This window comes from Streptomyces sp. NPDC048185, from assembly GCF_043202495.1.
In the GTDB taxonomy this organism is placed as follows: domain Bacteria; phylum Actinomycetota; class Actinomycetes; order Streptomycetales; family Streptomycetaceae; genus Streptomyces.
In genome coordinates, this window is sequence record NZ_JBIDAN010000015.1 from 178,193 (window position 1) to 203,777 (window position 25,585).

Sequence of the window (25,585 nt, forward strand, 5' to 3'; positions counted from 1 at the left end):
GGCCGAACCGGATGCTTGCCGCAATTCGCCCGCCGCTCCGCCCACTTGCCAGGGCGGAACGCCTCTACGGAACGGTTGCCATGTCCCCCGACCTCGCCACTTCCACCACCCCACAGCCGAACGGCAACGCCTCGCACACCGCGCCGCCACCCGGCGGCCGCAAGCTCGCGGCGAAACTCACCGCCATCGTTCTCGGCCTGACCGCTGCGATCACCCTCATGCTCTGCGCCTTCGGTCTGCCGTCCGCCAACGGCGGGCCTCACCACGCACCGCTCGGCGTCACGGGCCCGGAGTCCGCGGTGGCCGCCGTGCAGAAGCAGCTCGCCGGCGACGACTGGGAGGTCACGGCGTACGGCAGTCCCGATGCCCTGACCCGTGCCGTCGAGGACCGCGACGCCGTGGGCGGCCTCGCCTTCGGCGACGACGGCGTGACCGTCTACACCGCGACGGCGGGCGGCCAGATGATCAGCAACGCGATCAGCGGACTCGGCACCGCACTCGCCGACCGGCAGCACGTCCCGGCGACCGTCCACGACATAGTGCCCTTCCCCGAGGACGACCCGCGGGGCACCGGACTCGCCTCCGCGGCACTGCCGATGGTCTTCGGCGGCATGCTGCCCGCCATCGCCCTGCTCCAGTTCTTCCCCGGCCACACCAATCTGCGCACCCGCCTCGTCGGGGTCATCGCCTTCGCACTGGCCGGGGGAGCCGCCGTGACGGCCGTCCTCCAGTTCGGCATCGGCACCCTCGACGGCAACTACGGGGTCACCTCCCTCGGCCTCGGGCTGGGCATGGCCGCGCTCGCCATCCCGCTCCTCGGTCTGGAGTCGCTGCTCGGATACGCCGGGTTCGGTGCGGGCTCCGTCGTGATGATGTTCCTCGGCAACCCGCTCTCCGGCCTCACCACCGGCCCGTACTGGCTGCCCGACGGCTGGTCCACGGTCGGCCAGCTCCTGCCTCCCGGCGCCTCGGGCAGCCTGCTGCGCGCCGACGCCTTCTACGCGGGGACCGGCGCAGGTGGTCCGGCACTCGTCCTGGGTGTGTGGGTCCTCGCCGGTTTCGCCCTCATGTTCGCCGCGGACCGTCGCAGCAGGAAGGCCGGCGACACTCCGGCGGTGTGAGGGGCATGCCTCCATGCTGGGCAAGAGTCGCTGAGCCGCTGCGCGCTCCCGCCGCACCGTGACACCCGGACCGATGCCGGACGACGGGGGCGTGTACCCGGTCCGCGTGCGCTCTCACACGGCGATCGAGATGACCGGCCCCGTTGGACCGGCGTGATGCTGCGGGCACTCTTCTGCCCGGACCCGCAGCCTTGACGGCTCCCGGGTGCGCCACACGGCGAGCGGTGGCCCGTGCCCGGAACCCGGCGTTCCCCCTCCGCCGGAAAGGCGCGGGTGCCGGTGCCGCGACATGATGGGTTTACCGGCCCATCGGGAGGCGGTGACGACGACCATGAACGCAGGCGACGCGGCCGACGATGCCTCGCCGGTCCAGGCGGCGTCCGCGCTGGTCGACCGTCGAGGCGTCGTCATCGGCTGGTCCCGTGCCGCTGAACATCTTGTGGAGCGGCCGGCCGCGGAGATCCTGCGTCGTTCCGTCCTCCGGCTGCTGGCCGACCCCGGCGCCGCCTCGGCGGGGGGCCTGCCGGACAGGGGGACGACCAGGGTGCGGTGCGGCTCGGGGAAGATCCTCACGGTGTGCTACCGCATCGACGGGCTGGCGAATCCAGCACTCTCGTTGATCCTGGCCGTCGCCGCCGACCGGGCGTCCGAGTCCGCGTGGGACTCGGCCCTGTCGCGGGCCCTGCTCGCGCAGGACAGCGTCGGTTTCGCCCTGCGGGACACCGATCTCGCGGTCGTGCGGAGCAACCTGGCGCGTGGCGCGTCCGCCGGACCGCCACGTCCCCTGGGCAGCCGGCTCTCCGACGTGATGCACGCTGCCGACGCCGCCGGCGTGGAAGCGAGGCTGCGCCGCGTACTGGAGACAGGCGAGCCCCTCGTCGCATGCGAACAGCGGGTCAGGTCCGCGGGGCCACCGTACGGAGAGTGGTCCTTGTCCGTGTCCGCGGTGCGGACGGAGGACGCGGGTGGCCGGCCGTCGGGCGTCGCGGTCCTGTTCACCGACGCCACGGAGCATTGGCAGGACGAGCGCAGACGCGACCTGCGGCATCGCGCGTCGGCGGGGATCGGGGGCACGCTCGACATCAGCACGACGGCCCAGGAGATCGTCGACACGCTGGTTCCGGACTTCGCCGACATGGCGTGGGTCGATCTGGCGGACGCCGTCTCCACCGGAGACGAACCGCCGAAGACCTTCGGTGGAGGTGACCTCCACCTGCGCAGGGCGGCGGTGCGCTCGGCGCACGGACCATGGCCTCCCGGGATGCTCCGGCCCGGTGCACCCGTCCCGGCCTTCCCTGATCTGCCCATGGTGCGTGAACTGCAGGAAGGCCGCACGATCGTGACCGACCGGAAAACCCTGGAGCGGGGCTTGGCGGACCCGGCCCACCTGCGACTCGCGGCGCCCGAGGACGGTCACTCGATGGCGGTGGCGCCACTCTTCGCCCGCGGCCTGGTACTGGGACTGGTGGCCGCCTGGCGCACCGACCGACCCGAGCCGTTCGGCGAGGAGGACGCGGCGCTGCTCACCGAGATCGCGGCTCATGCGGCCCTCGGCGTGGACAATGCCCGCAGGTACACGCGTGAGCACCGCTCAGCCGTGACCTTGCAGAGGCGTCTGCTTCCACAGGCGGTCACCTCCACCCGAGTCATGGAGGCCGCGGGTGCGTACGTGCCCGCGTCGGGTGGCGCCGAGATCGGCGGGGACTGGTTCGACGCGATCGAACTCCCCTCTTTGCGAACCGCCCTCGTCGTCGGAGACGTGACCGGCCACGGTCTGCACGCCACCGCCACCATGGGACGACTGCGCACCGCCGTGCAGACACTGGCGGACCTGGAACTGACGCCCGACGAACTGCTCACCCATCTCGACGACTTGGTGTCCAGGCTGGCCGTCGAGGCCGAGCCCGCACAGCGTGACGTGGTCGGCGCGACCTGCTTGGTGGCCGTGCACGATCCCGTGGCCGGATGTTGCACGATGGCAGCGGCGGGACATCCGCCGCCGCTGCTGGCCCTGCCGGACGGCCGCGTCGCTCCGGTGACCATGCAGCCGGGTCCTCCCCTCGGTGTGGGCGGCCTGCCGTTCGAGGTGACAACCGTCGACGTGCCGCCGGACAGTGCCCTCGCCCTCTACACCGACGGCCTGCTCCAGCGCTACGGCACCGACGTCGACCGTTCCGTCCGTGAACTGGCGGACCGGCTGGCTCGGCTCCGGTCGTCCGGCACCAACGCCGTCGCGATCGCCCAGTCGCTCATGGCCGGCTTCGAGGCGCGTGCTCCGCGCGACGACGCGGCCGTCCTGGTCGCGCGCATCTCCGCACTGGAGGCGGACTCCGTCGCCGACTGGGCGTTCCCGGCCGACCCCCGGGCGGTTGCCTCGGCCAGAGAGGCGGCGACGGCCAAGCTCACCGAATGGGGTCTCGAGGGCAATGCCTTCGTGACCGAACTGATCGTCAGCGAACTCGTCACCAACGCCGTGCGCTACGCGGGCGGTCCCGTGGGCCTGCGCCTGATCCGCGACGAGGTCCTCTTCTGCGAGGTCACGGATCCCAGCAACACCCAGCCTCGCATGCGCCGCGCCCGCACCAGCGACGAAGGAGGCCGAGGTCTGTTCCTGGTGGCTCAGCTGAGTCGCCGGTGGGGGAGCAGGTACGGGCAGACGGGCAAGACCATCTGGGTGGAGCAGGAGCTGTCCGAATGATCCGGCCGCAGCATTGGTGCCTGACGGCACAGATCTCGCGGGTGCAGCCGTAGCAGCCGAGCAGCTGGACGGCGTCCGTGGTGACCTCCATCGCCACGTCGGGAGCGAAACACTCGGCGGCGGCACCCTGGAAGGTGAACGGGGGAACGGAGCGCCGCACACCGGCCGGGACCGAGCGGGCCGGAGGCGAGGGACGAGCGGGCCGGGCACACCGTCGAGTGCCCAGCCGGCGAAGTGTGCGGTTCCGCGATGCTCCGTCTGCCTGCCGTACCGCGGCCCACCGCGGTTTGCGAGCGGTTTCCGTGAGGCGCAAGCTGGAATGGAGGAGATCGTGACGGTAGGCGGCTCATCGCCGGTGGAACGTCTACGGCTTTCAGGCCGGTGCCCTGCCGTGCCAACCAGCACGCCCTTGTCTTCAGTTCTCGAGGGAGGCGTCATGGTTGCTCTCTCCAACGTACGGTCCGGCAAAAGCAACGACGACGTCAAGGCCACTCAAGTGGCTCTGATGGCAGCCGGGATGGACATCCCCGCCGGTGCCACCGGGTTCTTCGGCGAGCAGACGAGATCGGCCTACGCGGCATGGCAGCGCATGCTGGGATTCACCGGCTCGGCTGCCGACGGTTTTCCCGGCTGCTCTTCACTGGCCAAGCTCGGCGCCGGCTCCGGGTTCACTGTGGACTGTCGGCATCCCGGGGCCATCGCCAAGAGTTCTGTGCGTTTCTCGAAGAATTCGGGAGTGGCCGTCAATGACGGTACGGCTCGCGTGTTCGCCGAGCAGGCGTGCGACAGGACCGGTGCGCCGAAGAGTTGGGTCACGGGGGTCGGCAACGGGGCGAACCTGCTCACTCTCATGTTTCGGGAGTCGTCCTTCCAATCGAACGCCGTGAACGAGGACGACGCAAACGCGACAGGTCCGGTGCAGTCGGACGGCGCCAAGCTCAACTGCTCACGCGGTTACGCCCAGGTGATCCCCGGTACGTTCGCCGAGAACCACCAACTGGGCACGTCCGACCGAATCTATGACCCGGTGGCCAACGTCGCGGCATCCATCAACTACATCTGGCGCCGGTACGGCGACATCGCGCGTGTACAACAGGCGAATCCGCACCTCGATCCGGCCCCTTACTGAAAGGAGACAGGCTCCATGGCGACGCAAGTACCGTTCCCCGGGACGGCGTTCTTCCACAAGGGACAGAGGAGTCCGGTGATCACCGCCATGGGCCGGCGCCTGGTGGCGGAAGGGTGCGGGAAGTACCAGACAGGCCCCGGCCCCGAGTGGACCGATGTCGACCGACAGTCGTTCGCCGCGTGGCAGCGAAAGCTCAAGTTCACAGGCGCCGACGCCGACGGTATTCCCGGCAAGACCTCTTGGGACAAGTTGCACGTTCCCACCACCACGACCGTGTCCCCCGGCAGAAGAATCGCCTCTCCCGTCCCCGGACACGGTGTCACCACGCCGTATCGCAAGAAGGGACCCCGTTCGCGTTGGAGCCTCGGGTACCACACCGGCGCGGACTACGCCGCCCCGCAGGGTGAGCCGTGCGTTGCCGTACTCAGCGGCACAGTCCGCATCGGACGCGACGAGAGCTTCGGTGACTTCCTCGTGCTGCGTGCCGGAGGATTCGACTACTACTACTGCCACCTTTCGAAGCGGACCGTGACCGGGGGATCGGTCAAGGCCGGCCAGAAGGTCGGAGAAGTCGGCTCCACCGGGAACGCCGACGGCCCTCATCTCCACTTCGAGAAGCGCCCCGCCGGTGGTGGCTTTGGATCCGACGTGACCCCCGATTGGTAGCCGGGCCGCACCGGTGTGGGAAAGGATCGTCAACGGCATGGAGTCCGGTGCAAGCGGCGCCGTGTGCGGCTCACGAGGTCGCTGACCCCCCCAACCACTCCAGGAGGAGACAACGAGGACGGGTCGGGTGGCGACGCCGGATGCCGCGAAGCGGATCGCCGGGCTCGGGCCGGCCTACGACGATCTTGCGGGGGAGGGCGGCGCCCTGTGACCGTGGTGAGATACGGGCGCTGCCCGACGGCCGCCACGTCCTGCTGATCAGCCTGAGCCCGGAAGAGCCCGCGGCGCCCCCCTCGACGTCGGATTCCGCGGTGTTCGATCCCGGCCCGGCCCATCGCGACGCAGCCACCGTGTGGCGGACACCGCCGTCGCCGGCCGACCGGGCACGGTTGCTGCGGCCGGGTGAACACGCAGGGGACGAGAATGAAGTGCCCGACCGGCGGGCATCGCCCCGCGGCGGGTATGGAAATGCAGTGAGGTGAAGCTGCGCACGCACCCCTCCTCCCGGCTCGCGCACCAGGGCCACGACCGGGCCCGCACGTGGCGGGTGCGCAAGAGCCGCTGGTACTTCCCGCTGCTGGTCCTCACCTTCCTCGGCGCCTGTGCCGAGGTGTTCCTGATCGCCATGGCACTGGCCAGGATGGTGGGGCCGTCGCCCCTCCATGCTCCGCTCCGGTGGATCGAGGGCCAGTGCAGCGGTGAGCGGCGCTTCGCCTGCTCCCTGCTGCAGGGCATCGTGATGCCGTTCCTCACGCTCGCTCTGGCCACCGTCGCGTACCTCTTCTTCCGGTTCACCCGGGTGAGCCGGTCCTACCTCCGCAAGGCTCGGGAGACGCCGCGGGACATGGTGCCGACGGCCGGCGGCATCTTCGGTCGGGTGGTGGGACGCGACGAGCTGTGCGAGGTCCTCATGGAGGACCTGCGCGACAGCCGATTCCGGCGCACGCACGTGGTGGTCGGTGGCATCGGGACGGGCAAGACCGCTCTGCTCGTGCTGCTCACCGAGCGACTCGCCCGGCGGGGTGCGGTGCCCGTGCCCCTGCGGCTGCGTGGTGCGTCGAGGGACCTGGACTTCCGGCAGCTGGCGTTCGAGCGGTTCAGACTGGAGGTGCAGGGCCACATCCGTTCCGGCAACGAGGCGGAGAAGGTGTGGCGCCGCCTCAGTCAGCAGGGCCGCATCGTGGTCCTGGCGGACGGTCTGGAGGACGCGCTCGCCGGGGACACCCTGGCGGAGGAGCGCGACACCCTCATCCGGCTGGCCGTCCGCCGGGCCAACGAGGAACGGCTTCCGCTCGTCATCGCCTCGCGTCCGCACGACGCGCTGCGAGGGCTGGACGCCTCGCTGACCGACCTGGAGCCGCTGAGCGAGGAGGCCGCACTCGCGTACATCTCCTCCGGCGCCGTCTGGGAGGACCGGCAGCGGCTCGACTGGATCGTGCAGAAGGCAGCGATCGCCGAGGCTCCGACGTACCTCCAGGTGGCGCGGGAACTGCACGACGAAGGGCTGCTGGAACGGGCGCTCAGCGGCCGGTTCGAGGAAGGGGTGGAGACACGCGGCGGCGACCGGGCGGCGCTGCGCCTGCACCTGGTGGACACCTGGCTCGGCGCCCTCGTCACCGGCCGGCTGAGCCCGTACCTGCCGCTAGGCCAAGACGAACGCCGGATGGCGCTGGAGTACCTGTCCGCCCTCGCGTGCGCGGGTCTGGCGGACGACTCAGCCGAGATCCGCATCGGCGACGTCGTCGACGAACGCGACCCGACCCGGTCCCGCTTCCCGGAGATCGTGACGGAGCTCGCGCGGCGTGTCCAGGGGAGTCGGCTGGACATCCGGCTGGCCGCGGACTGGGGTGCCGGCATGGGGCTGGTGGAGCTCGCCGGGGACCGGGTCCGCTTCCAGCACAGCGTGATCCAGGCCCATCTCGGCGCCCGCTTCATGAACGCGGTGATCCACCCCCGGACACCCCGGGAGACCACGGCGGACCGTTACTTCCCCGCGGCGCTGGAGAACCCCGGACGGGAACTGCTCATCGCCATGGTCCTGTACTCCCGCTCACCCGAAGGCTCCTGCACGCACACGGCAGCGCGGGACGGCCACGACCGCTGGTGCCCGGTCGCCGCAGCCCGTGACCTGGTCATGAACGCGGCCTGCCGGGCACAGCGGTACGGCGACCACCGCCGGGACGGGGACCGGCGGCTCGTCGGCTGCGGTCCGGACGGGACACCGCGCGACCCGGCCGGCCCAGCCGACCCCGCCGACCCGCGGCAGGTCTTCCGCCGCACCCTGCACACCAAGGCGCTTCAGCTATACGCGGCGGCCCTGCAGATCGACAGCGTCGACGCGGCATCGGAGCAGCACCGCATCGCGATGGAGCTGACGACCGCGTGGCCCGACCTCCAGGCCCGCGATCCGCACTCGCTGGGCGTGGCCAAGGAACTGCTCGTCTCCCGCTTCGGTGAGGCCCTGCGCAGCCTCGACCGCCGGGACGGCGTGCACCCGGCGTACGCGGAGCTGATGCAGATCGGGTGCCTGGAGCCGTCCTACGGTGTGCGGGTCGCCATCGCGCAGGAGATCGGCGCGGGCGGCGACAGCGCCTTCGCCCTGCTGCAGGCACGGCTGCTCGCCCCTCGGACGGAGCCGGAGCAGCCGATGGAACGCAGACCGGAGTGGATGCTGGACATGTGGGAGAGCCAGCAGCCGCCGGCCGCCCGCGCGGACGAGGACACCGGACTCCCGCAAGGGCCGCGCGACCTCGCGCCGCTGCGCCTGCTCGAGGAACAGGAACGGGAGGAGGAGGAACGCGCCTGGCGGCACGACACGATGTGCGCCTGGCTCATCCCGCTGCTGGTGGGCTCCGTCACCGTGCGCCGCCACCACGACACGCCGTACGAGATCCTGGCGGGCTGGGTGGAGCGCATCGGCGTGCCGGACGGCCCCGACCGCAGACCGCTGGACCTCCCCCTGGAGATCGCCCTGGCCCAGGGGTTCAAGTACGCCGCCAACCGCAGGGCCCGGCACCCGCACGCCCGGCCGCAGGCCCGTGAGTACCTCGTCGAGCAGGCCTGGGACATGCTCAAACGCTCCCGGTTCTGGTTCACCCAGGTCACACTGCTGCACGCGCTGACGCTGTGGGAACTGCCCGACGACGGCACGGCGGCCGGCCGCCGGTCAGGGCACGGCGCCGACCCGGCTGCGCAGGTCCGCCAATGGCTCGGCCTGCGGGACGGCGCCCCACAGCACCCGTTCGTCAAGGCCACGGCGGAGCTGTGCGTCCAGGCCCTGGAGACCGGCCGGCCCGAGCGCTATCTGTGGATCGACGAGTGCGGAGTGACCGCGCAGGTCGGCTCCAGGTCGACCGACCGGGAAGCGCGCAAGCACCGCCTGTGGATTCCGCCGTCCACGGGCTGGAGCACGTTGCACCCCTTGGCCCGGCAACTCCTCGCGGACATCCTGCTGTTGCTCAATCTCGCCGAGCGCGGTGACTGGCCCAAGGACCGGCAGCAGCGCCTGCACCGGACCGATCGCCCGGACCTGCCGCCGTGCCTGACGAAGGATCGCCGCCCCCTGGATCCGGGCGGGAGCCTCATGCGCACGGCCGCCGCCCACGCCGGCTCCAACTGCCGTGACGACTGCGCCTTCGAACTCTGTCCGTACCCGCCTCTGGGGGCGAGCGGTCACCGTCCGGCTCTGTCCGAGGCGTTCTGCCGCGCCCAGTTCACCCTGCTGTCGCGCTCCTGGTCCCTGCTGCGCCCTGCGGCTCCCTGGCAGCAGGAGACGGGCCTGCCGCAACTGCGCCTGTTCTGGGAGCGGATGAGCAAACGCTCCCGCGGCAGCGAGAGTGGTCGCTGAGCGCGGCCGTTCTCGCGATGGTCTGTGAACTCGTTGAGTTCGCCCGGCACGGTTGGCGTCGGTGAACGCGCCCCACCTCGCCGCCCGGGCCAGGGCCGTGCCCGCTTCGAGCGCGGCATACTCGTCGAACGTTCCGACCAGGAGGCTGCGTGACCACCCTGAAGCCCGAAACCATCCACACCGACCGCCTCCTCCTACTTCCCCTGCAGGTCGAGCACGCCGACGAGATGGCCGTGGTGCTGTCCGACCCTGCCCTGCACACCTTCACCGGCGGCACTCCAGATACGGTCCAGGACCTGCACGCCCGCTACGAACGCTGGGCGGCCGGCTCACCCCGCCCCGGCGAATCCTGGTGCAACTGGGTCATCCAGCTCCGCGACGCCGCCTGCCTGACCGGTTATGTGCAAGCCACGGTCACCGCCGACGACCGCGGAGCCGCCGCGGAGATTGCCTGGGTGGTCGGGGCCCCTTGGCAGCGGCGCGGCATCGCCACCGAAGCCACTCGAGGAGTCGTCGCCTGGCTCCGGAAGCGTCCGGTGCACACGGTCAGCGCCCACATCCGTCCGGACCACGAGGCATCCGCAGCCGTCGCCACGGCAGTCGGCCTCGCCCCCACCGACCAGTGGCAGGACGGAGAGATCGGATGGCAGCTGACGATCAGCTGATCCCACACCTCGACAGAGGCTGAGGATGACTCGCAGTCTGTCCCCGTGGACGCTCTCATCGGTACCCAGAATCCTCAGCGACGACTGACTGATCCGGCCTCGGCGGTCGGGGCCCTGGAACGAGCCGCACCAGGCCTGTCGGCATTGAGGCGTACCGCTCCCGCAGGCATCGACTGGGCCCAGGCGGAGGCCGGCCTGGGCACGGGCCTGCCCTCGGACTACAAGTTGCTCGCCGAGACCTACCCGCCCTTGGTCTTCGCCGACTTCCTGGCGGTCGGCTTCCCACCCGCCGGGCGGGAAAAGGCATGGGCCGAAGACCCGGACGATCTCGAGATCATCGCCGAGTGGTGCGAAGACGCCGAGACGGCCACCCCTCTGTACCCGTTTCCCGCTCCCGGAGGTCTGCTGCCCTGGGCCACATCGTTCCAGGGCGACTACTTCCTCTGGACCACCAACGAGACCGGCCCCGACACGTGGACCGTCACCGTGGCCTCCCGCAATGGCGTCTGGTGGCACTACACGGCAGGTGCCGTCCAGTTCATGGCAGACCTGGTCAGCGGATCCCTGCAACCGTGGGCCCTACCGCCGGTAGGGCCCACCGTCCGAGCCGTCGAACCGAACTGAGACGGGCCACGTCTGACAGGGTTTGGCTGTAGCGCATGCGAAGCAGCATGAGCCGGCCCGGGTGATCTCGTGTACGTCCGAGGAGTACCTGCGGACCGGGAAACCCGACTTCATGCTCATGGGGAACGGGCCGTACTTGGTTGACCGTCTCGACGGCAGCCTTCACCAGATAGGGGTCGTCTCCGCGGTAACTGAGGCCTGGGTGGTCGACTACCGGGTTCGCACGCTCTCAGGGACGGCGATCCTCCGATACGTCTTGTGGAAGTCGCAAACAGAGAACTGGTACCCCCTGTCGATCCGGTTCTGTCAGTGAAGACCATCCGTGGGCCTGCAGATCGCTGAACAATCGGCCTGGCAGCTTCTCTTCGCAGGCCAGGGCGAGACGAGTTGGCCCTGGCGTTGTTCAGCGATTCCCGGCATGATGCCTTCCATCGGCCCGAGTGGGGGGTGTCCACCGCCTTGGCGGCCCAGGCCGACGGCCTGATCAGTATGGTCGTAGCCCTATGAAGGCTTTGATCGTGTTGTCCGCTGCGTTCGTCTTCCTCGTCACGCCAACCTCCCTGATCTGGCTGCTGGGGCGGCGAGCGAAGGTCCCTCACTGGATGCTGATCGTGTTCCTACTGGCCGGGTGGCTGACAGTGTTCGCCGGCTGGTTCCTCTCGCAGCGTGCGCAGCCGGCCCTGTTTCCCGAAACGTCTCCCTGCCACGGCATCAGCTCCCCCCTGTCTCGCAGTACTTCCCGCCCGACTCCTTCTGCCGTCACGCTGACGGGGAACTGCGGACGGTGAACGGGCCAGACTCCAGGTTCGTGTTCTGGACCGCTGCCGGCACCACCTTGGCGATGCCGATCGCCGCCGTCCTTGCACGGCGTCGGCAACAAGTCTGATCGCGCCCGGGTGTAGCGGTGACCCCTCCGGCCGGCTCGAACCTCCACGGGAACCAGCCCTGTCAGGTCTTCGCCGTCCAGCGGCTCCTCGGGGTGAAATGCCTCGCCCCACGGGAAGACGGCCGCCTACAGTTCCCGACTGTTCGACGGGCCGTAGAGGGCGGCCAGGACGCGCTCGGCGCGTAGCTCCGCCACACGTGGAACGGCCCAGTCACATGATCGGCCGGACAGCCTCAGGCAGCCGAGGTGCGCCGGGCTTCGCACTGCTTGCTCGCTGACCTGCAAGGGTCGGTCAGCGTGCCGGAGCGTGCGCGAGCGGGGCCGGCCGGTGGCGGGGGCGAGACTGAGCGGCCTAGCGTCCCCCCGATCGACAGGACGCCGAGACGGCCAGGTGCTCCACGGCGGGCGTCGTGGAGCACCTGGCCGACGGGCCGCGGGCGTCACGCGCCGTTGTCGGTGCTGTCGTCGGTGGCGCCCGGGCGGCTGCCGCGGTGGCGGGTGCCGGGCAGCATCTCCTGGACCTTCGCCTTGAGGCCCTGCTTGACCACCGAGCCGCGGTCGCTGTCCCCCTTGAGGATCGCGGTGGCCGCGGCCTCGATCTGGTCGAGGGAGGCGTGCGGCGGGATCGGCGGCACCGCGGGGTCGGTGCGGAAGTCGATGACGAACGGCCGGTCGGCGGCGAGCGCGCGGTCCCAGGCGGACTCCACGTGCTTGGGTTTCTCCACCCGCACCCCGTCCAGGCCGATGCGCTGGGCGATGTCGGCGTAGGGCAGGTCCGGGATGTGCTGCGACTCCTCGAACTGCGGGGCGCCGGACATCGCCCGCATCTCCCAGGTGACCTGGTTCAGGTCGCCGTTGTTCAGCACGGCCACGATCAGCCGCGGGTCGGACCACTCGCGGTAGTACTTGGCCGCCGTGACCATCTCCATCATGCCGTTCATCTGCATCGCGCCGTCACCGACCAGGGCGATCGCCGGCCGGTCGGGGTGGGCGAACTTGGCGCCGATGGCATAGGGCACGCCGGGGCCCATGGTGGCCAGAGTGCCGGACAGGGAACCTCGCATCCGGCCGCGGAAGCGCAGGTGGCGGGCGTACCAGTTGGCGGCGGAGCCGGAGTCGGCGGCGAGGATCGCGTCGTCGGGGAGCTTGCCGTCCAGGGCGTGGACGACGTACTCGGGGTTCACCGGGTCGGCGTCCACGGCGGCGCGGCGCTGCATGACCTCCCACCAGCGGGCGACGTTCTTCTCGACCTTCTCCCGCCAGGTACGGTCCTCCTTTCGGTGGAGCCTGGGCAGCAGCCGGCGCAGAGTCTCGCGGGCGTCGCCGACGAGGTTGACCTCGTTGGGGTAACGCAGGCCGATCATGTGCGGGTCGATGTCGATCTGCACCGCCCGTGCCTGGTCCAGCTCCGGCATGAACTGCGTGTACGGGAAGCTGGAGCCGATCATCAGGAGGGTGTCGCACTCCTGCATCAGCTCGTAGGAGGGCCGGGTGCCGAGCAGCCCGATGGCACCGGTCACGTACGGCAGATCGTCCGGCAGGACGTCCTTGCCGAGCAGGGCCTTGGCCACTCCGGCGCCGAGGACGTCCGCCAGCCGCTCGACCTCGTCACGGGCGCCGCGTGCTCCCTGCCCGATCAGGACGGCGACCTTCTCGCCGTCGTTGAGGACATCGGCGGCACGCTGCAGGTCCTCGTCCGCGGGCACCGGCGCGTATCGCCCCAGGCCAAGGCTGGAGGGCACCATCTTGAAGGCGTGACCGGGCGGGCTGTAGTCCAGCTCCTGCACGTCGCCGGGCAGGATGATGGCGGTGACGGTACGGCGGGCGTACGCCGTCCGGAAGGCCCGGTCGATCAGGTTCGGCAGCTGCTCCGGCACGGTCGCCGTCTCGCAGAAGTCGGAGGCGACGTCCTTGTACAGGCTCGCCAGGTCCACTTCCTGCTGGTAGGAGCCACCCATGGCGCTGCGGTTGGTCTGGCCGACCAGCGCCACCACGGGTACGTGGTCGAGCTTGGCGTCGTAGAGGCCGTTGAGCAGGTGGATCGCGCCGGGCCCCGAGGTGGCCGCGCACACGCCAACCTTTCCGGAGAACTTCGCGTACCCCACCGCCTCGAAGGCGGCCATCTCCTCGTGACGGGCCTGCACGAACTTCGGAACGTTGTCGGCCCGGCCCCAGGCCGCCAGCAGGCCGTTGATGCCGTCACCGGCGTAGGCGAAGACATGGTCGACGTCCCAGTCACGCAGCCGCTGCAAAATGTAGTCGGACACCTTGGTGCTGGCCATGCAAGCTCCGTTTCTCTCCCGTCGGTGAACTACTGGCCCCGGCGTCCGGGCGTGGCACGCAGGCGCGCGAGGGTACGACTCTTCAGGGGTAACCGTGCGAGTACGGGCCAAACGCCGCCCCGGCGGAGTACGCCCAGTCGCCCGGGCGTCAGCCGGTCGCGGCACGCTTGCTCACAGCGGCGGCAGGCTGCGGGGCAGACGGGGCAGGCAGTCCAGACGGTGGCACACGCTTGGAGAACGGCGCGGTGATGCTGCGGCGTGACCCATATGGGGGAGAGGACCGCGGCGGCCGTGTAGACGAGGACCGGTGTGCACGGCCCCGGTCAGGACCAGGCCGGTCGAACGGACGTCGACGCGGGAGCCGCCGGGGCCGAAGTGCTGTGGGGCGGCGGGCACGACGCGGAGGGGCGTACGCCGTACGGACCATTGGCGGAGGCCCTGGACGGCTGCCTGGCTGGCCGACCGGATCACAACTCGCGGAGCTGCTCCGAACAGCTCTCCGACTCGCAGCCCTCGGCCGCGATCCCCGTGGCGTCCGGGGCGACACCCACGCCGGCCACCGGGCCGAGGCCGACGGTGTACAAGTCCTCGCAGCGGTGACAGTGGACGGATGGAACAGCGCATCCACTCCGGTCTCTTCACCCGCGTCCTCGGCCCTCCGCCGTGCGCCGGCGCGCCGACGCTGGTGCTGGTGCACGGGCTCGGACTCTCGGGCCGCTACTTCGTACCGTTGGCGCGGCGGCTGGCGGCGAGGGGATTCACCGTGCTCGTGCCGGACCTGCCGGGCAACGCGCGGTCACGGGCCGCCGTACGCCGGATGCCTGACGTGGTGCAGACCGCCGACACCCTTGCCCGCTGGCACCGCCGGCTCGTGCCGAAGCCGAGTCTGTTGGTGGCCAACTCGGTCGGCTGCCAGGTGGCCGCGGCCCTCGCGGCCCGCCATCCGAGTCTGGCCCATCGGCTCGTCCTGCTCGGCCCGGCGCTCACCCCGGGGGCGTCCGCCTGGCGCCAGGCAGGTCGGCTGCTCGCGGACGCGCCGCGAGAGCCACTCTCCCTGATCGGGGTGGCCGCGGCGGACTACCTGGTCACCGGCCCTCTGCGTTTCGCCGCGTCCCTGCGCCACGCGCTGCGGGACGCCGCCGCGGCATTCGAGGGGCACCTGTCCCGGATCGCCGTGCCGACCCTCGTCGTACGAGGGGCCGGTGACACCATCGCATCCGAGGCCTGGACCCGGCGCGTGACACGGCTGATCGCCGACGGGCGTGCGAGCGAGGTAGCGGGCGCCGCGCACGCGGCGCACTACAGCACTCCGGATGCCGTGGCCGAGCTGATCGAGACATTCGCGGCAGGGGAAAACCCATGACGTCACCGGCCCCGTCCGACCCGCCCGATCGTCCCCCGCCCACCCGTCCCCCCGTTCCCGCACGGGGCGCGCGCCGCCAGCCGTCCACCCGCCCGGCGCACCGGTCGCCGTGGGTGCGGCTGCTGCCCGGCATCTCCTCCGAACGCCGCGGCTTCGTCCTCGCCTGGTGGGGATTCGCCCTCGCCTTCGGCGGCATGCGCCTGCTCACCTGGCTGATCCACATCGACGTGGCCGGCGTCGGAGACGTCCAGGCCGGCGGCGTGCACATCCACCACTACGTGTGGGGCATCCTGCTGCTCGCGGTCGTGGGCGCGGCGGGCCTCGTCAAACGCTCGGCACGCGCGCAGGCTTGGATGGGGCTCGCCTACGGCGTCGGCATGGCTCTGATCGTCGACGAGGCGGCGCTGCTGATCAGCCTGGAGGACGTGTACTGGGACACCGAGGGCTGGGTCAGCATTGCGCTGGCCATCGCACTGATCGCCGTGGTGGGAGGCGTGCTCGCGGTGACACGCGGACGACGCCCTCCGGCACGGGACCGGGACGGCGGGGCGGCCGGTGAACGAGAGCCGTAGAGCTGACGCTCCTGTCGTGCGCCTCTGAGATGCACAGCGGCAGGGGGCCGGCCGCCACTGGTCGGCCTCGGAATGCCGGTCTTCACCGACCCGGCGCTGCCACCTCCGCCGGAAACGGGAGCGCCCGGGCTCCGGGGCCGACTCTCCCGCACCGGACAACCACTGGCTCCGCCCGATGCGGGGCCGCCGTCGCCGTCGCGCTCGCCCGTCAGGAAGCCGCCTGTCGTCAACGCTCACGCCGGGAAGGCTGCGCCGCAGTCCCTTCTTGCCGAGTTCCGCCCACATCGCCTGGGGAGTCCACGCGCTCCAGCCTGGTCCAGCCGGTCCAGCCGCGCTCTTCGAGCAGCTCGATCAGTCGCCGGGCCGGCGGCACCGTGTTGAACGCCAGGATGTCCATCAGTTCGACGAGGGGTGGCTCGATGTCGGTGTCGTCGATGTGTTCCTCGCCCTGCTCGTCGGCCATGTGCGTGAGGTAGGCAGCCAGTTCGTCGGCCAACTCGACCAGCCGGGGATCGCTGTCGGTGCGGTCGAGTGCCTGGCCCAGCGTGAGGTAGAAACCGATGAGCTGCGGATCGGCGATCTGCTCCCGCTTGCGTGCCATCCACTCCGGGACTCGCCCGGGTGAGTGCGCGAACAGCGGAATCCAACCGTCGCGTTCGACCTGGACGATCCGCTCGTCGACCCCGAGCGCCCGCAGCCGGTCGAGATACTCGACCACCTCCGGGGGCAGCGCCAGGTGGTCACCGGAGCCAAGGCAGGCGATCCGTTCCCGGTGCCGCTGCCGCTCCCTGATCTCCGCTCGCAGCCGCTTGTCGATGTCCGCGACCGCTGCAGCGAACTCCGCCTGGTCGGCCTGGAGCAGCTCCCGTACGCGTGCCAGCGGAACTCCGGCTTCGGCAAGGGTCCGGATCTTTATCAGTTCGACCACAGCGCCGGCGTCGTACCTCCGGTACCCGGAGTGGTCCCGCTCCGGCTCCGGCAGCAGTCCCTTGGCGTGATAGTGCCTCACCGCGCGGACTGTCACTCCGGCGTACGAAGCCAACTCGCCGATGGTCAGCATCGGACCAGTCTCCCAGCACCGCTCAACAAGCGGACTTGTCAGCAGGGTGATGTGCGCCCCGGATGATCCTCGCGACCTCCGCGGCGTGGGTGAAGACCAGCCTGTGGTCGGTGTCGAGCCAGTACGCCAAGACGTGCGGACGCTCGTGGACGAGTCGCTCGATGCCGGCACGCCAGAGTTGGTTGTGCCGCGGCGCACGCCCTTCGGTGCTGTCACCGGCGATCGAGGCCGACATGATCATGCGGATGGGGTGGTCGATCTTCCGGTACTGGTCGAGGATCGCGGAGCGAACCACATCGATTTCGAGGTTCAGGTCGAGGATGTCCTGCGCGGTGAGCAACACCTGGTGCGCGGTGCCCTGGGCCGGCGCGGACTCTCGGCGTGTCGCCAGGTCGTTCGCCATTGCGCGGAACTCCGCCAAGTCGGCCTCCGTGATGAAGGGTTCGGGCAGCGGGTTCGCCCCGTCGATGAGAACAAGCTCGGCGACAGCGTCAGGGAACTCGGCCGCGTAGTGCACTGCCAGGTCCGCGCCCAGCGAGTAGCCCACGAGCACCGGCGCCGAGGGCAGGTCGAGCTCCGCCAGCACGGCGACGAGATCGCCCAGAAACGCGTCGAAAGAGTACCGGTCAGCGGCCGAGGCGAGGCCATGACCCCTGAGGTCGAAGGTCACCACGTCGTGGTCGCGTCGAAGGAGCTCGGTCAGCTCGTCCAGGTCGGCCCTCGTCGAGTTCAGCCCGGGACAGAGGACCAGTGGTCGTCCCCGGCCACCGCGGGACACCGGGATCCTGACGCCTTCGTGGTGGACCGTGAAGTGCCGCATCGTCGTGTCGCCTTCCTCGCTGCCGCCGTCGGTTGGCAGGCCGGTGACGTGCCCTTGCCGCAGTCAGGCGACCCTGACGGCGTCGGTTCTGCGGCCACGCCAAACATGCTGAGGGGTTGCCCCTGCGTCAGGGTCAACCGCTGCGGCGATACGACTTCCGAACACCCGCTCACCCGCGTGCGCGTCACCTGCTGCGACAGGTCGCCAACTGCCCAGGGTGGTCGACGGGCCCTCATGCGGCGTGTCAGTAGCCCAGGTCGTCCGGGTAGCGCAGTGCTCCCGAAGAGCTGGCGACGTCATCCGTCTCGTACCGCATGACGAGATAGTGCCAGTCATGGTTTCCTCGGATGATCTTCTCCATATTTCGCACAAATGCCTCGGTGGCGGTCCGTACCGCGAGATCTGGGGAACTGGCGAGGTCTACCTGCACATCGCCGGGCGCCTCATCACCGACCAGAAGGATCTCGGCTATCAGGGCAGTCCTCCTGCGGCGGCCCTGTAGCGGGCGACGAGGCCGCGTTGCCGCGTGAGCTTGTTCGTCTCCCGCCGCACACCACAAGGGCCCGCACGACCGGTCGTGCGGGCCCTGCTCGTTGCCGACGTCGGCCCGCGAGCGTTTTCACAGCCCATGTTCCTGCCAGGTTTCCACCAATGCCGCCTGGCTACATGCGGGTCAGAGCCAGGGTCCCAGCGAGGGGACGGTCAAGAAGACGCACAGCGTCAGCTGCACCGCCCCGATGACTCGGTGCCCGATCCGTAACAGCACGAGGGCCGTTACGCCGACCACCAGGGCCAGGGAGCCGAAGCCCAGCACTGACGCCCAGTCGAGGGGTGGTTCGCCGGTCGCTGTCTGTCCGGAGCTGGGATGCCGGGCGGCGTCCATCCGGCCCAGCCCTCGGACGGCGAGCACGATGACGACCAACATCGCGGCTGCCACGTCCGCCACCAGCACGAGAAGCAGGAGGCAGCCTCCACTGAAGGCGCTCTCTCCGCCGGAGGGCTGCTTGCCGGCACATTCAGGCACAGCTCAACGATCGCCCGTCGTCCATCCGTCCGAACGGCTCGTCGCCGTCTCGCAACTCAGGCGTACTTCGATCGTCATGAGCCGATCCGGCCCGAGGCAGGTCTCGAGGCTGGTCGCGTAGGAGGCGCCGCCGGCCTGCCGCTCGCGGACGACGGCCTTGAGTGCCGCGACGTCGAGCGTCGCACCGGAATGCCGTGCCTCTTGTGTTCTCCAAAAGGCATCTGTGTGGGTGGCGGTGTTCAGCGCTGGGCTGCCACGGCTGCCGCGGTCGTGGTGAGGATGCGGTGCAAGACGGACACCGGAACGGCGGCTCGGTGACCGCCGCACATGCCGTCCCGGGGTCGTGCAGCACCCCGGTCAGGACGCGGCCGGCAGCCGGGGACCAGAGGGTGGGACGACCGCAGTTCTGGGCATCGCCGGGACGGCGAGCACGGACGAGAATGACCGTGTGGACATCGCTGCATCCTGCTAACGTCTGCGGCATGAAGCGCGCTGCTGTGACGACGACGCCGGAGAGTGTCCCGGCGCGCTGACAGACGACCTGATCCGAAGCCCCGGGGCAAGTGCCCCGGGGCTTCGGCGTACGCCCGGTCACTTGCTCCGCCACCAGCAAGGGAGACCGCGATGACCTCCGTGCATGACCACCGCAAGCTCGGCCGTGAACTGGGCCTGTTCGACACCGACCCGCTGATCGGTGCCGGCCTGCCGTACTGGCTGCCCGACGGCGCAGCCGTGAGGTACACCCTGGAGGAGTACATCCGTACCGCCGAGCGGCGGGCGGGCTACCAGCACGTGTACTCGCCGGTCCTCGGCAAGCGGGAGCTGTACGAGATCTCGGGCCACTGGGCGCACTACAGCGACGACATGTTCCCCCCGATGGACCTCGGCGGTGAGCAGGTCGTCCTGCGGCCGAGCCTGTGCCCTCATCACGCGGTGATCTACCGCTCCCGCTCGCACAGCTACCGCGAACTGCCCCTGCGCATGGCCGAACTGGGAGGCATGTACCGCTCCGAGCTCTCCGGTGTGCTCGGCGGGCTGACTCGGGTTCGGGCGATCCAGCTCAATGACGCGCACATCTTCTGCACCCTGGACCAGGTCGCCGAGGAGGCGCAGGCGGCGCTGGAGATGATCCGCCGGGCCTACGAGGCACTCGGTATCACCCCGACCCGTTACCGGCTCTCCCTCCCGGGCCCTGGCGGCAAGTACGTCGCCGCCCCCGAGAAGTGGCGGCGGTCCACCGCCCTGCTGACCGACGTCCTCGACCGCTCCGGTCTGCCCTACGAGGCAGCCGACGGAGAGGCCGCCTTCTACGGTCCCAAGATCGACGTCCAGGTCACCGACGGCGCCGGCCGGGAATCCACCCTGTCCACCGTCCAGGTCGACTTCCATCAGCCCGAGCAGTTCGACCTGCACTACATCGGCGCGGACGGCGCCAAACACCGCCCGGTCATGGTCCACCGCAGCGTCATCGGCAGCGTGGAGCGAGCCGTCGCCCATCTCATCGAACAGCACGGCGGTGCTTTCCCCGCCTGGCTCGCCCCCACTCAGCTGGTCATTCTCCCGATCTCCGACACCGAACTGCCGAACGCCGCAGCCCTCGCCCAACGCTGCACCCGCCTGGGACTCCGCGCCCAGATCGCGGGCGCGGACCGCGGCAGCCTGGGCGCCCGTATCCGAGAGGCCCGCCTGGTTCCCTACCAAGCCGTCATCGGGGCCAAGGAGGCCGCTGACGATCACGTCGCACTGCGCTTGCGGGACGGACGCCGGCTCGACCCACGGCCGGTCAGCGACGTACTCACCCACATCAGCGCTCTCATCGGGGCCCACAGCACCGACCTGTGGGCCGACGCCACCTCATAGCAGGCGTCGCGATCAGTGCCTGCTGCCGCCCACCTCACCGCTGCGCCGGCACTCCGCGCCCGAGCGCAGCCAGCCGGCCAACGCCTGCCGACCGCTGAACACGTCGCGGGCGGGTCGCCCACGGCTGTTGGGTACCAGGCAGGCACCGTCTTCGCTGTCGTCGCCACGTAGGTCAGCAGCACCCGGAGACGCGGCTCTGAGTCCTCCTTCACCGCGCCGGCGGCCGCCGGTCGTGTCCGTCACCCAGCCGGAGCGATCCCACGTCGGTGTCGGAAAGGGGGCCCCGCCGGGGGCCGGGTGACAGGGCTCGAACGACATGGGGGAGGATGCGGGGCGGGAGGGATTTTGAATGCGTTCAAAAATGCGGGAGCCGGTGCAGTCGCAGGCGCGCGTGCGGGATCGGTTCGGGGCGGTGCTGACGGCCTCGATGTCGATGCTGTCCGTCGAGGCAGTTCTCGGAGGGATCGCGCTCTTCGTGTGGGGGCAGACGAAGGAGAGCCCAGGTCTTCCCCCCAGCGCGCCGGGAGTCATCCTTCTGATCCTGGTGGCGCCGGTCATGGCGGTGATCGGAGCTGTTGTCGCCGCACTGCTCTCGATCGGCGTGGTGATGCCGCTAGTGAGCGTGGCCGGATGGTTCGGCCGTCGGTTCTCCGGGCGTGAGGCGTGGTGGTGGCTTCCGGTGCTGGCGGCCGTTTCCACCTCCCCACTGGCCTTGGCCGCGGTGATGCTCAATGGGGCTGAAGCCCTCGCATGCCTCGGGGTATGGCTCGTGGCGGCGGCCGCGCTCGCTGCCACGGCGCTGGTCGCCCGCAGGTTGCTGCTTGCGGGCCGCCCGCATCTGTCCGGGGGCGTGATGTTCCGGCGGGTGGCGCTGTACGGAACGCTCGCTGCCGTCACCAGCGGCACGCTGGCCGCGATCAGCCTCTACGCCGGACTCGGATACGAGCCTCCACGTCTGGGTGCGGAGGGAGTCGTCGGGACCTGGTCCGACGGAAGGGGAGGAACACTCACCCTCACGGCGGAGGGACAGGCCACGGCGATCCGCGTAAAGACGTTCGACCTCGATGACTCTTTCGAAACCGTGGTGCACACGTGCACCGGCACTGGGACATGGAAGTACGACCCAGGCACCGGACCGTGGTCCCAGGAGGTGGCTGTGTCCGTCGACGACTGCCCGTTGGACACGTGGGAGGTGTTCGGCTCCTCCGAGCATCCGAAGCTGTTCGTCTACATCGGCGACCCCGACAGCTGGGACCTGTACGTTCTGGAACGCGCAGGTGATCCGTGGCGCCAGCAGCGGCCGTGATGCCGTGACGCAGAGAGTGTCGTCATGGCTGACGGGGTTGCGGTGACCGCAGTGTGGTTCCTGGCCTTCGCCGGAATCGCCGCTGCCGGGACTCCACCGCTGTCTTTCAGGGCGGCGCCTCGGTCCGGCGGCTGGGCGCGACCGTCGGACACCGGGCCGAGGCTCACGAGTGTGGTCGTTGTGCCGCTTCCTGAATGGCGAGTTCTTCCGAGGTGCCCTGGAAGGCGGGGCCGCATCCTGGTGGGAGACGCCGGACGACCATGGCGATGGCTTCCTGTGCTGTCGCTGCGGGGCCCGACTGTCTGGCTTCGCAGAGGACCGGAGACCCAGTAGGTACCCCCTGCAGCGGGTTGAATGTAGGGGATGTCCCAGGTCCAGGGCCGTTCGGTGCACCGGCTGAAGTGGAGTTCCCCCATCCCGGTCCAGACGAACAGCTGTCGCAGGCGTGGCTCGGCGTTTTCCGCTTCCAGCAGCTCCTCTCGTACACGCCCGTCCTCTCGTGCTGCCCGCCAGCCTCCTTCGACGACCGCGGCGCGCGTTGCATCTGTGTTCATGTCACCAGCGTGCAGGACGGACGCGGCATCACCGCCCAACATGGGGGAACAGCCGGACGCGAGAAGGCCTCTGGCGCCGTGCCTCAAGCACTGACCGCGCTGTCGAGGCAACTTCACGGCGGGTCCCAGCGCGACGAGGCCGGGTGGCGACGACCAGCAGCCTGGGGAGCGGTGCCAGCTGATGAGGGTCAGAATCGCTCCTGCTCTCCAGAGTCTGGGCTGGCGCACTCGTTGCCGGAGCCACGCGCGCGGGCATCCGGCCGAGGAACAGGCCGTGCACGCCGACGACGGCCGGCATGAAGGACGGGGCGTTGAGGGGTATGGCCGGTGCTGCTTGCTCGGGCAGCGGAGGCTGAACCTGTGACGCCGCCGGCGGCCGCCCATCCGTCGTTCCCCCGGCCCTTTGCGGGTCCGGCGTAGGGACGGCACCGGCTTCTCCGGCGCCCCACGATCCCCTGGCTCCGCGTCGACCGGGGCCTGCCCGGCTCGAGTCGTGCCAGGGGCCGCCTCAACCGGCCACCGCCAAAGGCGCGTCCCACCGGTTGGGCTCCGTACGGAGTGAATCGGGGGAGGCCGATGCACCAGCAGTGGCCTGAGGGGCCCGTCGCTGACCCAAGGCGGCGCGGGAACGCTTCTCATCCCACTCGTCGGGTGGTTGCAGTCCCGCCCGATTGCTGCCCTGCGGTGTTGTAAGGACTGATCGGCTCTGACCTGGGCACAGGCTCGATGCTGTCGCCGAATGCGACGGGGGAGGAAAGACGATGACGAACATGACGTACTGGCAGGAGGACGCCGCCTGCCGCGGTACCGACGCGGAGGAACTCTTCGCGGAAAGTCCTCGGCAGAAGCGGGCCAAGGTTGTCTGCGAGAGCTGCCCCGTGCGCATCGACTGCTTGGTGGAGGCACTCGACAACCGCATCGAATGGGGTGTGTGGGGAGGCATGACCGAACGCGAACGCCGCTCACTGCTACGCCGCAGACCGGGTGTCGCCTCCTGGCGGCACCTCCTGGACGGTGCCCGGATGGAACAACGGCAGCCGCAGGCCTGCTGACCGGATGCTGTCGCGGACGGCTGCCTCAGAGACCGTCTGCACTGGTTCGCTGATCAGGCTGACCGACCCGATGGCCGTGGTGGAGCGGCTGGTGGGCGGTTCCGGCGGCAGTGGTTGCTCCTCGAGCTGGGATGATTCTGCTACGACAACGACACAGCAGCGAGGAGCGTCATGACCGACTACCTGCCCGCGGTCATGGCGATGCTCGGCCAGGCCCCCAACCGCTACGCGGACCCGTCCGCGTGGGACTGCCTCCACGCAGCACTCGGTATCCAGCTGCCGACCGACTATCGGACCATCGTGGACGCTTACGCTCCTGTCCAGCTCAACGGCCACCTGTCCTTGTCCCACCCGGCGACCGCACGCTGGAATCTTGGCGAGTGGATACGGGACACGGCCCGGGCCTGGTCCGACATCGTCTGGCACGATCTGGACCCGGACGAGGATCCTCGCATGCTGTTCGGACTTGCGGAGTTGAGCTTCGCCACCCGCAACGGACTGTGGCCGATCGCCAGTACCGACCGAGGCGAAACCTTGTTCTTCGTGGCTACGGACGGCACGCTCTCCAGGATCTTGGTCGAAGACGGCGAGGGCGGCTGGGCGCAGTACGAGATGAGCTTCGCCGAATGGCTCTACCGCTACCTCGTCGGCGAAGACATGGCCGGCCCCAACACCTCAGCCTTCTATCCCGGCCCGGTACACCTGCGCCGTCTCCCGATGACCGCCGACGAACGGCCCGAGCCCTGGAACGGGCCTGAGCGTGGCATGTGACCCTGCGACGACGGACAACCCGGCACGTCGCGTGGAAGGACAGACGTACGGCCCCTCATGGCCATGGCCCAGCACGAGGCCAGGCGAAGTCGGTACTCAGCGGTGTCTTGATTGCAGGAGAACGGTGTCTCGACGCCGCGCTTGCTGGAGCGGGGCGCCGATGGCCAGGCCCTGATCGAGCTTGGTCACCACGCGGGTAGCAAGGACCGGGTCGTAGGGGGGTCGTCCACTGCTTGACGGCAGCCCGGAAGCCGGCGAGCTGGCCCCGCACTGCTTCCAGCAGGCCCGGTAGCTGGACCAGAGGCAGCACGATGCAGTCCCCTAGCTGATGGTCCCCGTCGGGCCACAGCCGGACACTGGCGCCGCGGTGGTCGATGCGCGGCGTCGGATCGTGACCGAGCCACGGCTCCTCACCGTTCACCAGGTCAAGCCAGTCGCGCCAGTCCTCCAGCCCCGAGCAACACCCAGGCGACACCGTGACTCCGGTCGTCGTGTCTCGGATACGCAGCCCGCCGGGAGCGACGACCCGTTCCGTCGTCACCAAGCGGCCGATCCAGCCCGCCTGGTCCTCAGAGACGGGCTCCTCCAGCTCGTTGTCGGCGTTGCAGCTGGCCAGCACCGCCATGGCGGTGCCCAGCTCAGTCGCGGACATCCCGCCCGACAGAGCCAGAAGGTGATCAGCGGAGGGGCCCGCAACCGGCCACAAGGAGAAACCTGCGGCCTCATAGGTTTCCAGCACGGCATCCATGATCAGCACCCCCTTAGTGTCATGCACTGGACCGGGCGTCGCCTCTCGATTGCGGCCCGCGTTCGGCCTCCGGCTTCACCACCACGGTGCGCGTGGCCCTGCCCGCCTGGCGCACGCCCGGCCCGAAAACGCGCCGTCGACCGACGGGCGCCGACGGGCGGTGGGGGAGGCGGCGACGAGCCCACCGTCGCCTTCTAAGGATTCCGCGCCCTGTGCGAGGCGCCCGATGTCCAGCAGACGCCCGTAGAGACCTGAGCCGCCGTCCGGCCGTGCAGCGAGCTGGCCGCGACAGCCTTGGCCATACCCCTCGTTCAGGGCCCGGCACCATCTCGTGGCGGCCGGCCGGGTTGCTCCGGCACCGCACACCCACGGCCGGCAGAGGCCGACGGCCTCCGCCGCCCCGTCGTCGGGTCTGCGCCGGTGGGGTCTGCCACGCGCGAACGCCCGTGCCGCGCTGCCTCGTTCCCCGTAGTGAGGGTCGGCCGCTCGAGACTGACCGTTCCGGCCGTCCTGCCGCTGACGGGCGGTTGCGGAGCG

General features: G+C 70.1%; 21 protein-coding genes and 3 pseudogenes. 17 read left to right on the forward strand and 7 right to left on the reverse strand.

Going from position 1 to position 25,585, the window contains the following annotated elements:
- The first annotated feature begins 80 nt into the window (after positions 1-80).
- The 10 genes and pseudogenes from ACGF3H_RS33025 (at position 81) to ACGF3H_RS33070 (ending at position 11,538) form a co-directional block, all read left to right on the forward strand.
- A complete protein-coding gene (locus ACGF3H_RS33025) occupies positions 81-1,121 on the forward strand; it encodes a hypothetical protein (RefSeq protein WP_362493251.1) in 1,041 nt (346 codons plus the stop codon).
- 331 nt (positions 1,122-1,452) lie between these two features.
- Positions 1,453-3,819, forward strand: coding sequence for a SpoIIE family protein phosphatase (locus ACGF3H_RS33030; RefSeq protein WP_362493254.1), 2,367 nt, complete (start codon positions 1,453-1,455; stop codon positions 3,817-3,819).
- Positions 3,820-4,255: 436 nt separating this feature from the next.
- Complete coding sequence (locus ACGF3H_RS33035) at positions 4,256-4,948, forward strand: transglycosylase SLT domain-containing protein (protein WP_362493258.1); 693 nt, start codon at positions 4,256-4,258, stop codon at positions 4,946-4,948.
- Between the two features lie 27 nt (positions 4,949-4,975).
- A pseudogene (locus ACGF3H_RS33040) lies at positions 4,976-5,209 on the forward strand (peptidoglycan-binding protein); the annotation flags it as partial.
- Between the two features lie 120 nt (positions 5,210-5,329).
- A pseudogene (locus ACGF3H_RS33045) lies at positions 5,330-5,614 on the forward strand (M23 family metallopeptidase); the annotation flags it as partial.
- Positions 5,615-6,092: 478 nt separating this feature from the next.
- Positions 6,093-9,461, forward strand: a complete 3,369-nt coding sequence (locus ACGF3H_RS33050) for a hypothetical protein (RefSeq protein ID WP_362493260.1) — start codon at positions 6,093-6,095, stop codon at positions 9,459-9,461.
- A gap of 149 nt (positions 9,462-9,610) precedes the next feature.
- Positions 9,611-10,126: a GNAT family N-acetyltransferase gene (locus ACGF3H_RS33055; RefSeq protein WP_362493263.1), complete on the forward strand. Its 516-nt coding sequence runs from the start codon at positions 9,611-9,613 to the stop codon at positions 10,124-10,126.
- Between the two features lie 45 nt (positions 10,127-10,171).
- Positions 10,172-10,750 carry an SMI1/KNR4 family protein gene (locus tag ACGF3H_RS33060; RefSeq protein ID WP_362493267.1) on the forward strand — a complete coding sequence of 193 codons (579 nt, stop codon included), beginning with the start codon at positions 10,172-10,174 and terminating at the stop codon, positions 10,748-10,750.
- Between the two features lie 61 nt (positions 10,751-10,811).
- Positions 10,812-11,063 (forward strand): YrhB domain-containing protein, encoded by a 252-nt coding sequence (locus tag ACGF3H_RS33065; protein ID WP_362493270.1) that lies wholly within the window; start codon positions 10,812-10,814, stop codon positions 11,061-11,063.
- A 190-nt stretch (positions 11,064-11,253) separates the two neighbouring features.
- Complete coding sequence (locus ACGF3H_RS33070) at positions 11,254-11,538, forward strand: hypothetical protein (RefSeq protein ID WP_362493274.1); 285 nt, start codon at positions 11,254-11,256, stop codon at positions 11,536-11,538.
- Positions 11,539-12,076: 538 nt separating this feature from the next.
- Here the strand turns inward: ACGF3H_RS33070 and ACGF3H_RS33075 are convergent.
- Positions 12,077-13,918, reverse strand: coding sequence for a thiamine pyrophosphate-requiring protein (locus tag ACGF3H_RS33075; RefSeq protein ID WP_362493278.1), 1,842 nt, complete (start codon positions 13,916-13,918; stop codon positions 12,077-12,079).
- A 610-nt stretch (positions 13,919-14,528) separates the two neighbouring features.
- Here ACGF3H_RS33075 and ACGF3H_RS33080 point away from each other — a divergent pair.
- The gene (locus ACGF3H_RS33080) at positions 14,529-15,281 is read left to right on the forward strand and encodes an alpha/beta fold hydrolase (RefSeq protein WP_362493281.1); all 753 of its coding nucleotides are present in this window, start codon (positions 14,529-14,531) and stop codon (positions 15,279-15,281) included.
- The gene (locus ACGF3H_RS33085; protein ID WP_362493284.1) at positions 15,278-15,853 is read left to right on the forward strand and encodes a hypothetical protein; all 576 of its coding nucleotides are present in this window, start codon (positions 15,278-15,280) and stop codon (positions 15,851-15,853) included. The genes ACGF3H_RS33080 and ACGF3H_RS33085 overlap by 4 nt, the downstream gene beginning before the upstream one ends.
- Before the next feature lie 226 nt (positions 15,854-16,079).
- Here ACGF3H_RS33085 and ACGF3H_RS33090 read toward each other — a convergent pair whose 3' ends face one another.
- Positions 16,080-16,913, reverse strand: coding sequence for a MerR family transcriptional regulator (locus tag ACGF3H_RS33090; protein ID WP_362493286.1), 834 nt, complete (start codon positions 16,911-16,913; stop codon positions 16,080-16,082).
- A 22-nt stretch (positions 16,914-16,935) separates the two neighbouring features.
- Positions 16,936-17,733, reverse strand: coding sequence for an alpha/beta hydrolase (locus ACGF3H_RS33095; protein WP_362493289.1), 798 nt, complete (start codon positions 17,731-17,733; stop codon positions 16,936-16,938).
- 334 nt (positions 17,734-18,067) lie between these two features.
- Between ACGF3H_RS33095 and ACGF3H_RS33100 the strand changes: the two genes are divergently transcribed.
- A complete protein-coding gene (locus tag ACGF3H_RS33100) occupies positions 18,068-18,235 on the forward strand; it encodes a hypothetical protein (RefSeq protein WP_362493291.1) in 168 nt (55 codons plus the stop codon).
- Positions 18,236-18,406: 171 nt separating this feature from the next.
- On the opposite strand, the gene ACGF3H_RS33105 is transcribed toward ACGF3H_RS33100, so the two are convergent.
- Positions 18,407-18,757 (reverse strand): inner-membrane translocator, encoded by a 351-nt coding sequence (locus ACGF3H_RS33105; protein WP_362493293.1) that lies wholly within the window; start codon positions 18,755-18,757, stop codon positions 18,407-18,409.
- 633 nt (positions 18,758-19,390) lie between these two features.
- Between ACGF3H_RS33105 and thrS the strand changes: the two genes are divergently transcribed.
- Both thrS and ACGF3H_RS33115 read left to right on the forward strand, forming a co-directional pair.
- Positions 19,391-20,617, forward strand: coding sequence for a threonine--tRNA ligase (thrS, locus tag ACGF3H_RS33110; protein ID WP_362493353.1), 1,227 nt, complete (start codon positions 19,391-19,393; stop codon positions 20,615-20,617).
- Positions 20,618-20,978: 361 nt separating this feature from the next.
- Positions 20,979-21,923, forward strand: a complete 945-nt coding sequence (locus tag ACGF3H_RS33115; protein ID WP_362493296.1) for a hypothetical protein — start codon at positions 20,979-20,981, stop codon at positions 21,921-21,923.
- 163 nt (positions 21,924-22,086) lie between these two features.
- Here the strand turns inward: ACGF3H_RS33115 and ACGF3H_RS33120 are convergent, their stop codons facing one another.
- Positions 22,087-22,185 carry a hypothetical protein gene (locus ACGF3H_RS33120; RefSeq protein ID WP_362493298.1) on the reverse strand — a complete coding sequence of 33 codons (99 nt, stop codon included), beginning with the start codon at positions 22,183-22,185 and terminating at the stop codon, positions 22,087-22,089.
- 88 nt (positions 22,186-22,273) lie between these two features.
- Positions 22,274-23,116 (reverse strand): annotated as a pseudogene (locus ACGF3H_RS33125) (DUF6193 family natural product biosynthesis protein); the annotation flags it as partial.
- A 122-nt stretch (positions 23,117-23,238) separates the two neighbouring features.
- Between ACGF3H_RS33125 and ACGF3H_RS33130 the strand changes: the two are divergent.
- Together ACGF3H_RS33130 and ACGF3H_RS33135 are read left to right on the forward strand one after the other, a co-directional pair.
- Entirely contained in the window at positions 23,239-23,529 is a 291-nt protein-coding gene (locus tag ACGF3H_RS33130) for a WhiB family transcriptional regulator (RefSeq protein WP_362493301.1), read from the forward strand.
- 171 nt (positions 23,530-23,700) lie between these two features.
- Complete coding sequence (locus ACGF3H_RS33135; protein ID WP_362493304.1) at positions 23,701-24,300, forward strand: SMI1/KNR4 family protein; 600 nt, start codon at positions 23,701-23,703, stop codon at positions 24,298-24,300.
- Between the two features lie 55 nt (positions 24,301-24,355).
- On the opposite strand, the gene ACGF3H_RS33140 is transcribed toward ACGF3H_RS33135, so the two are convergent.
- Positions 24,356-25,057 carry a hypothetical protein gene (locus ACGF3H_RS33140; protein ID WP_362493306.1) on the reverse strand — a complete coding sequence of 234 codons (702 nt, stop codon included), beginning with the start codon at positions 25,055-25,057 and terminating at the stop codon, positions 24,356-24,358.
- Between the last annotated feature and the right edge of the window lie 528 nt (positions 25,058-25,585).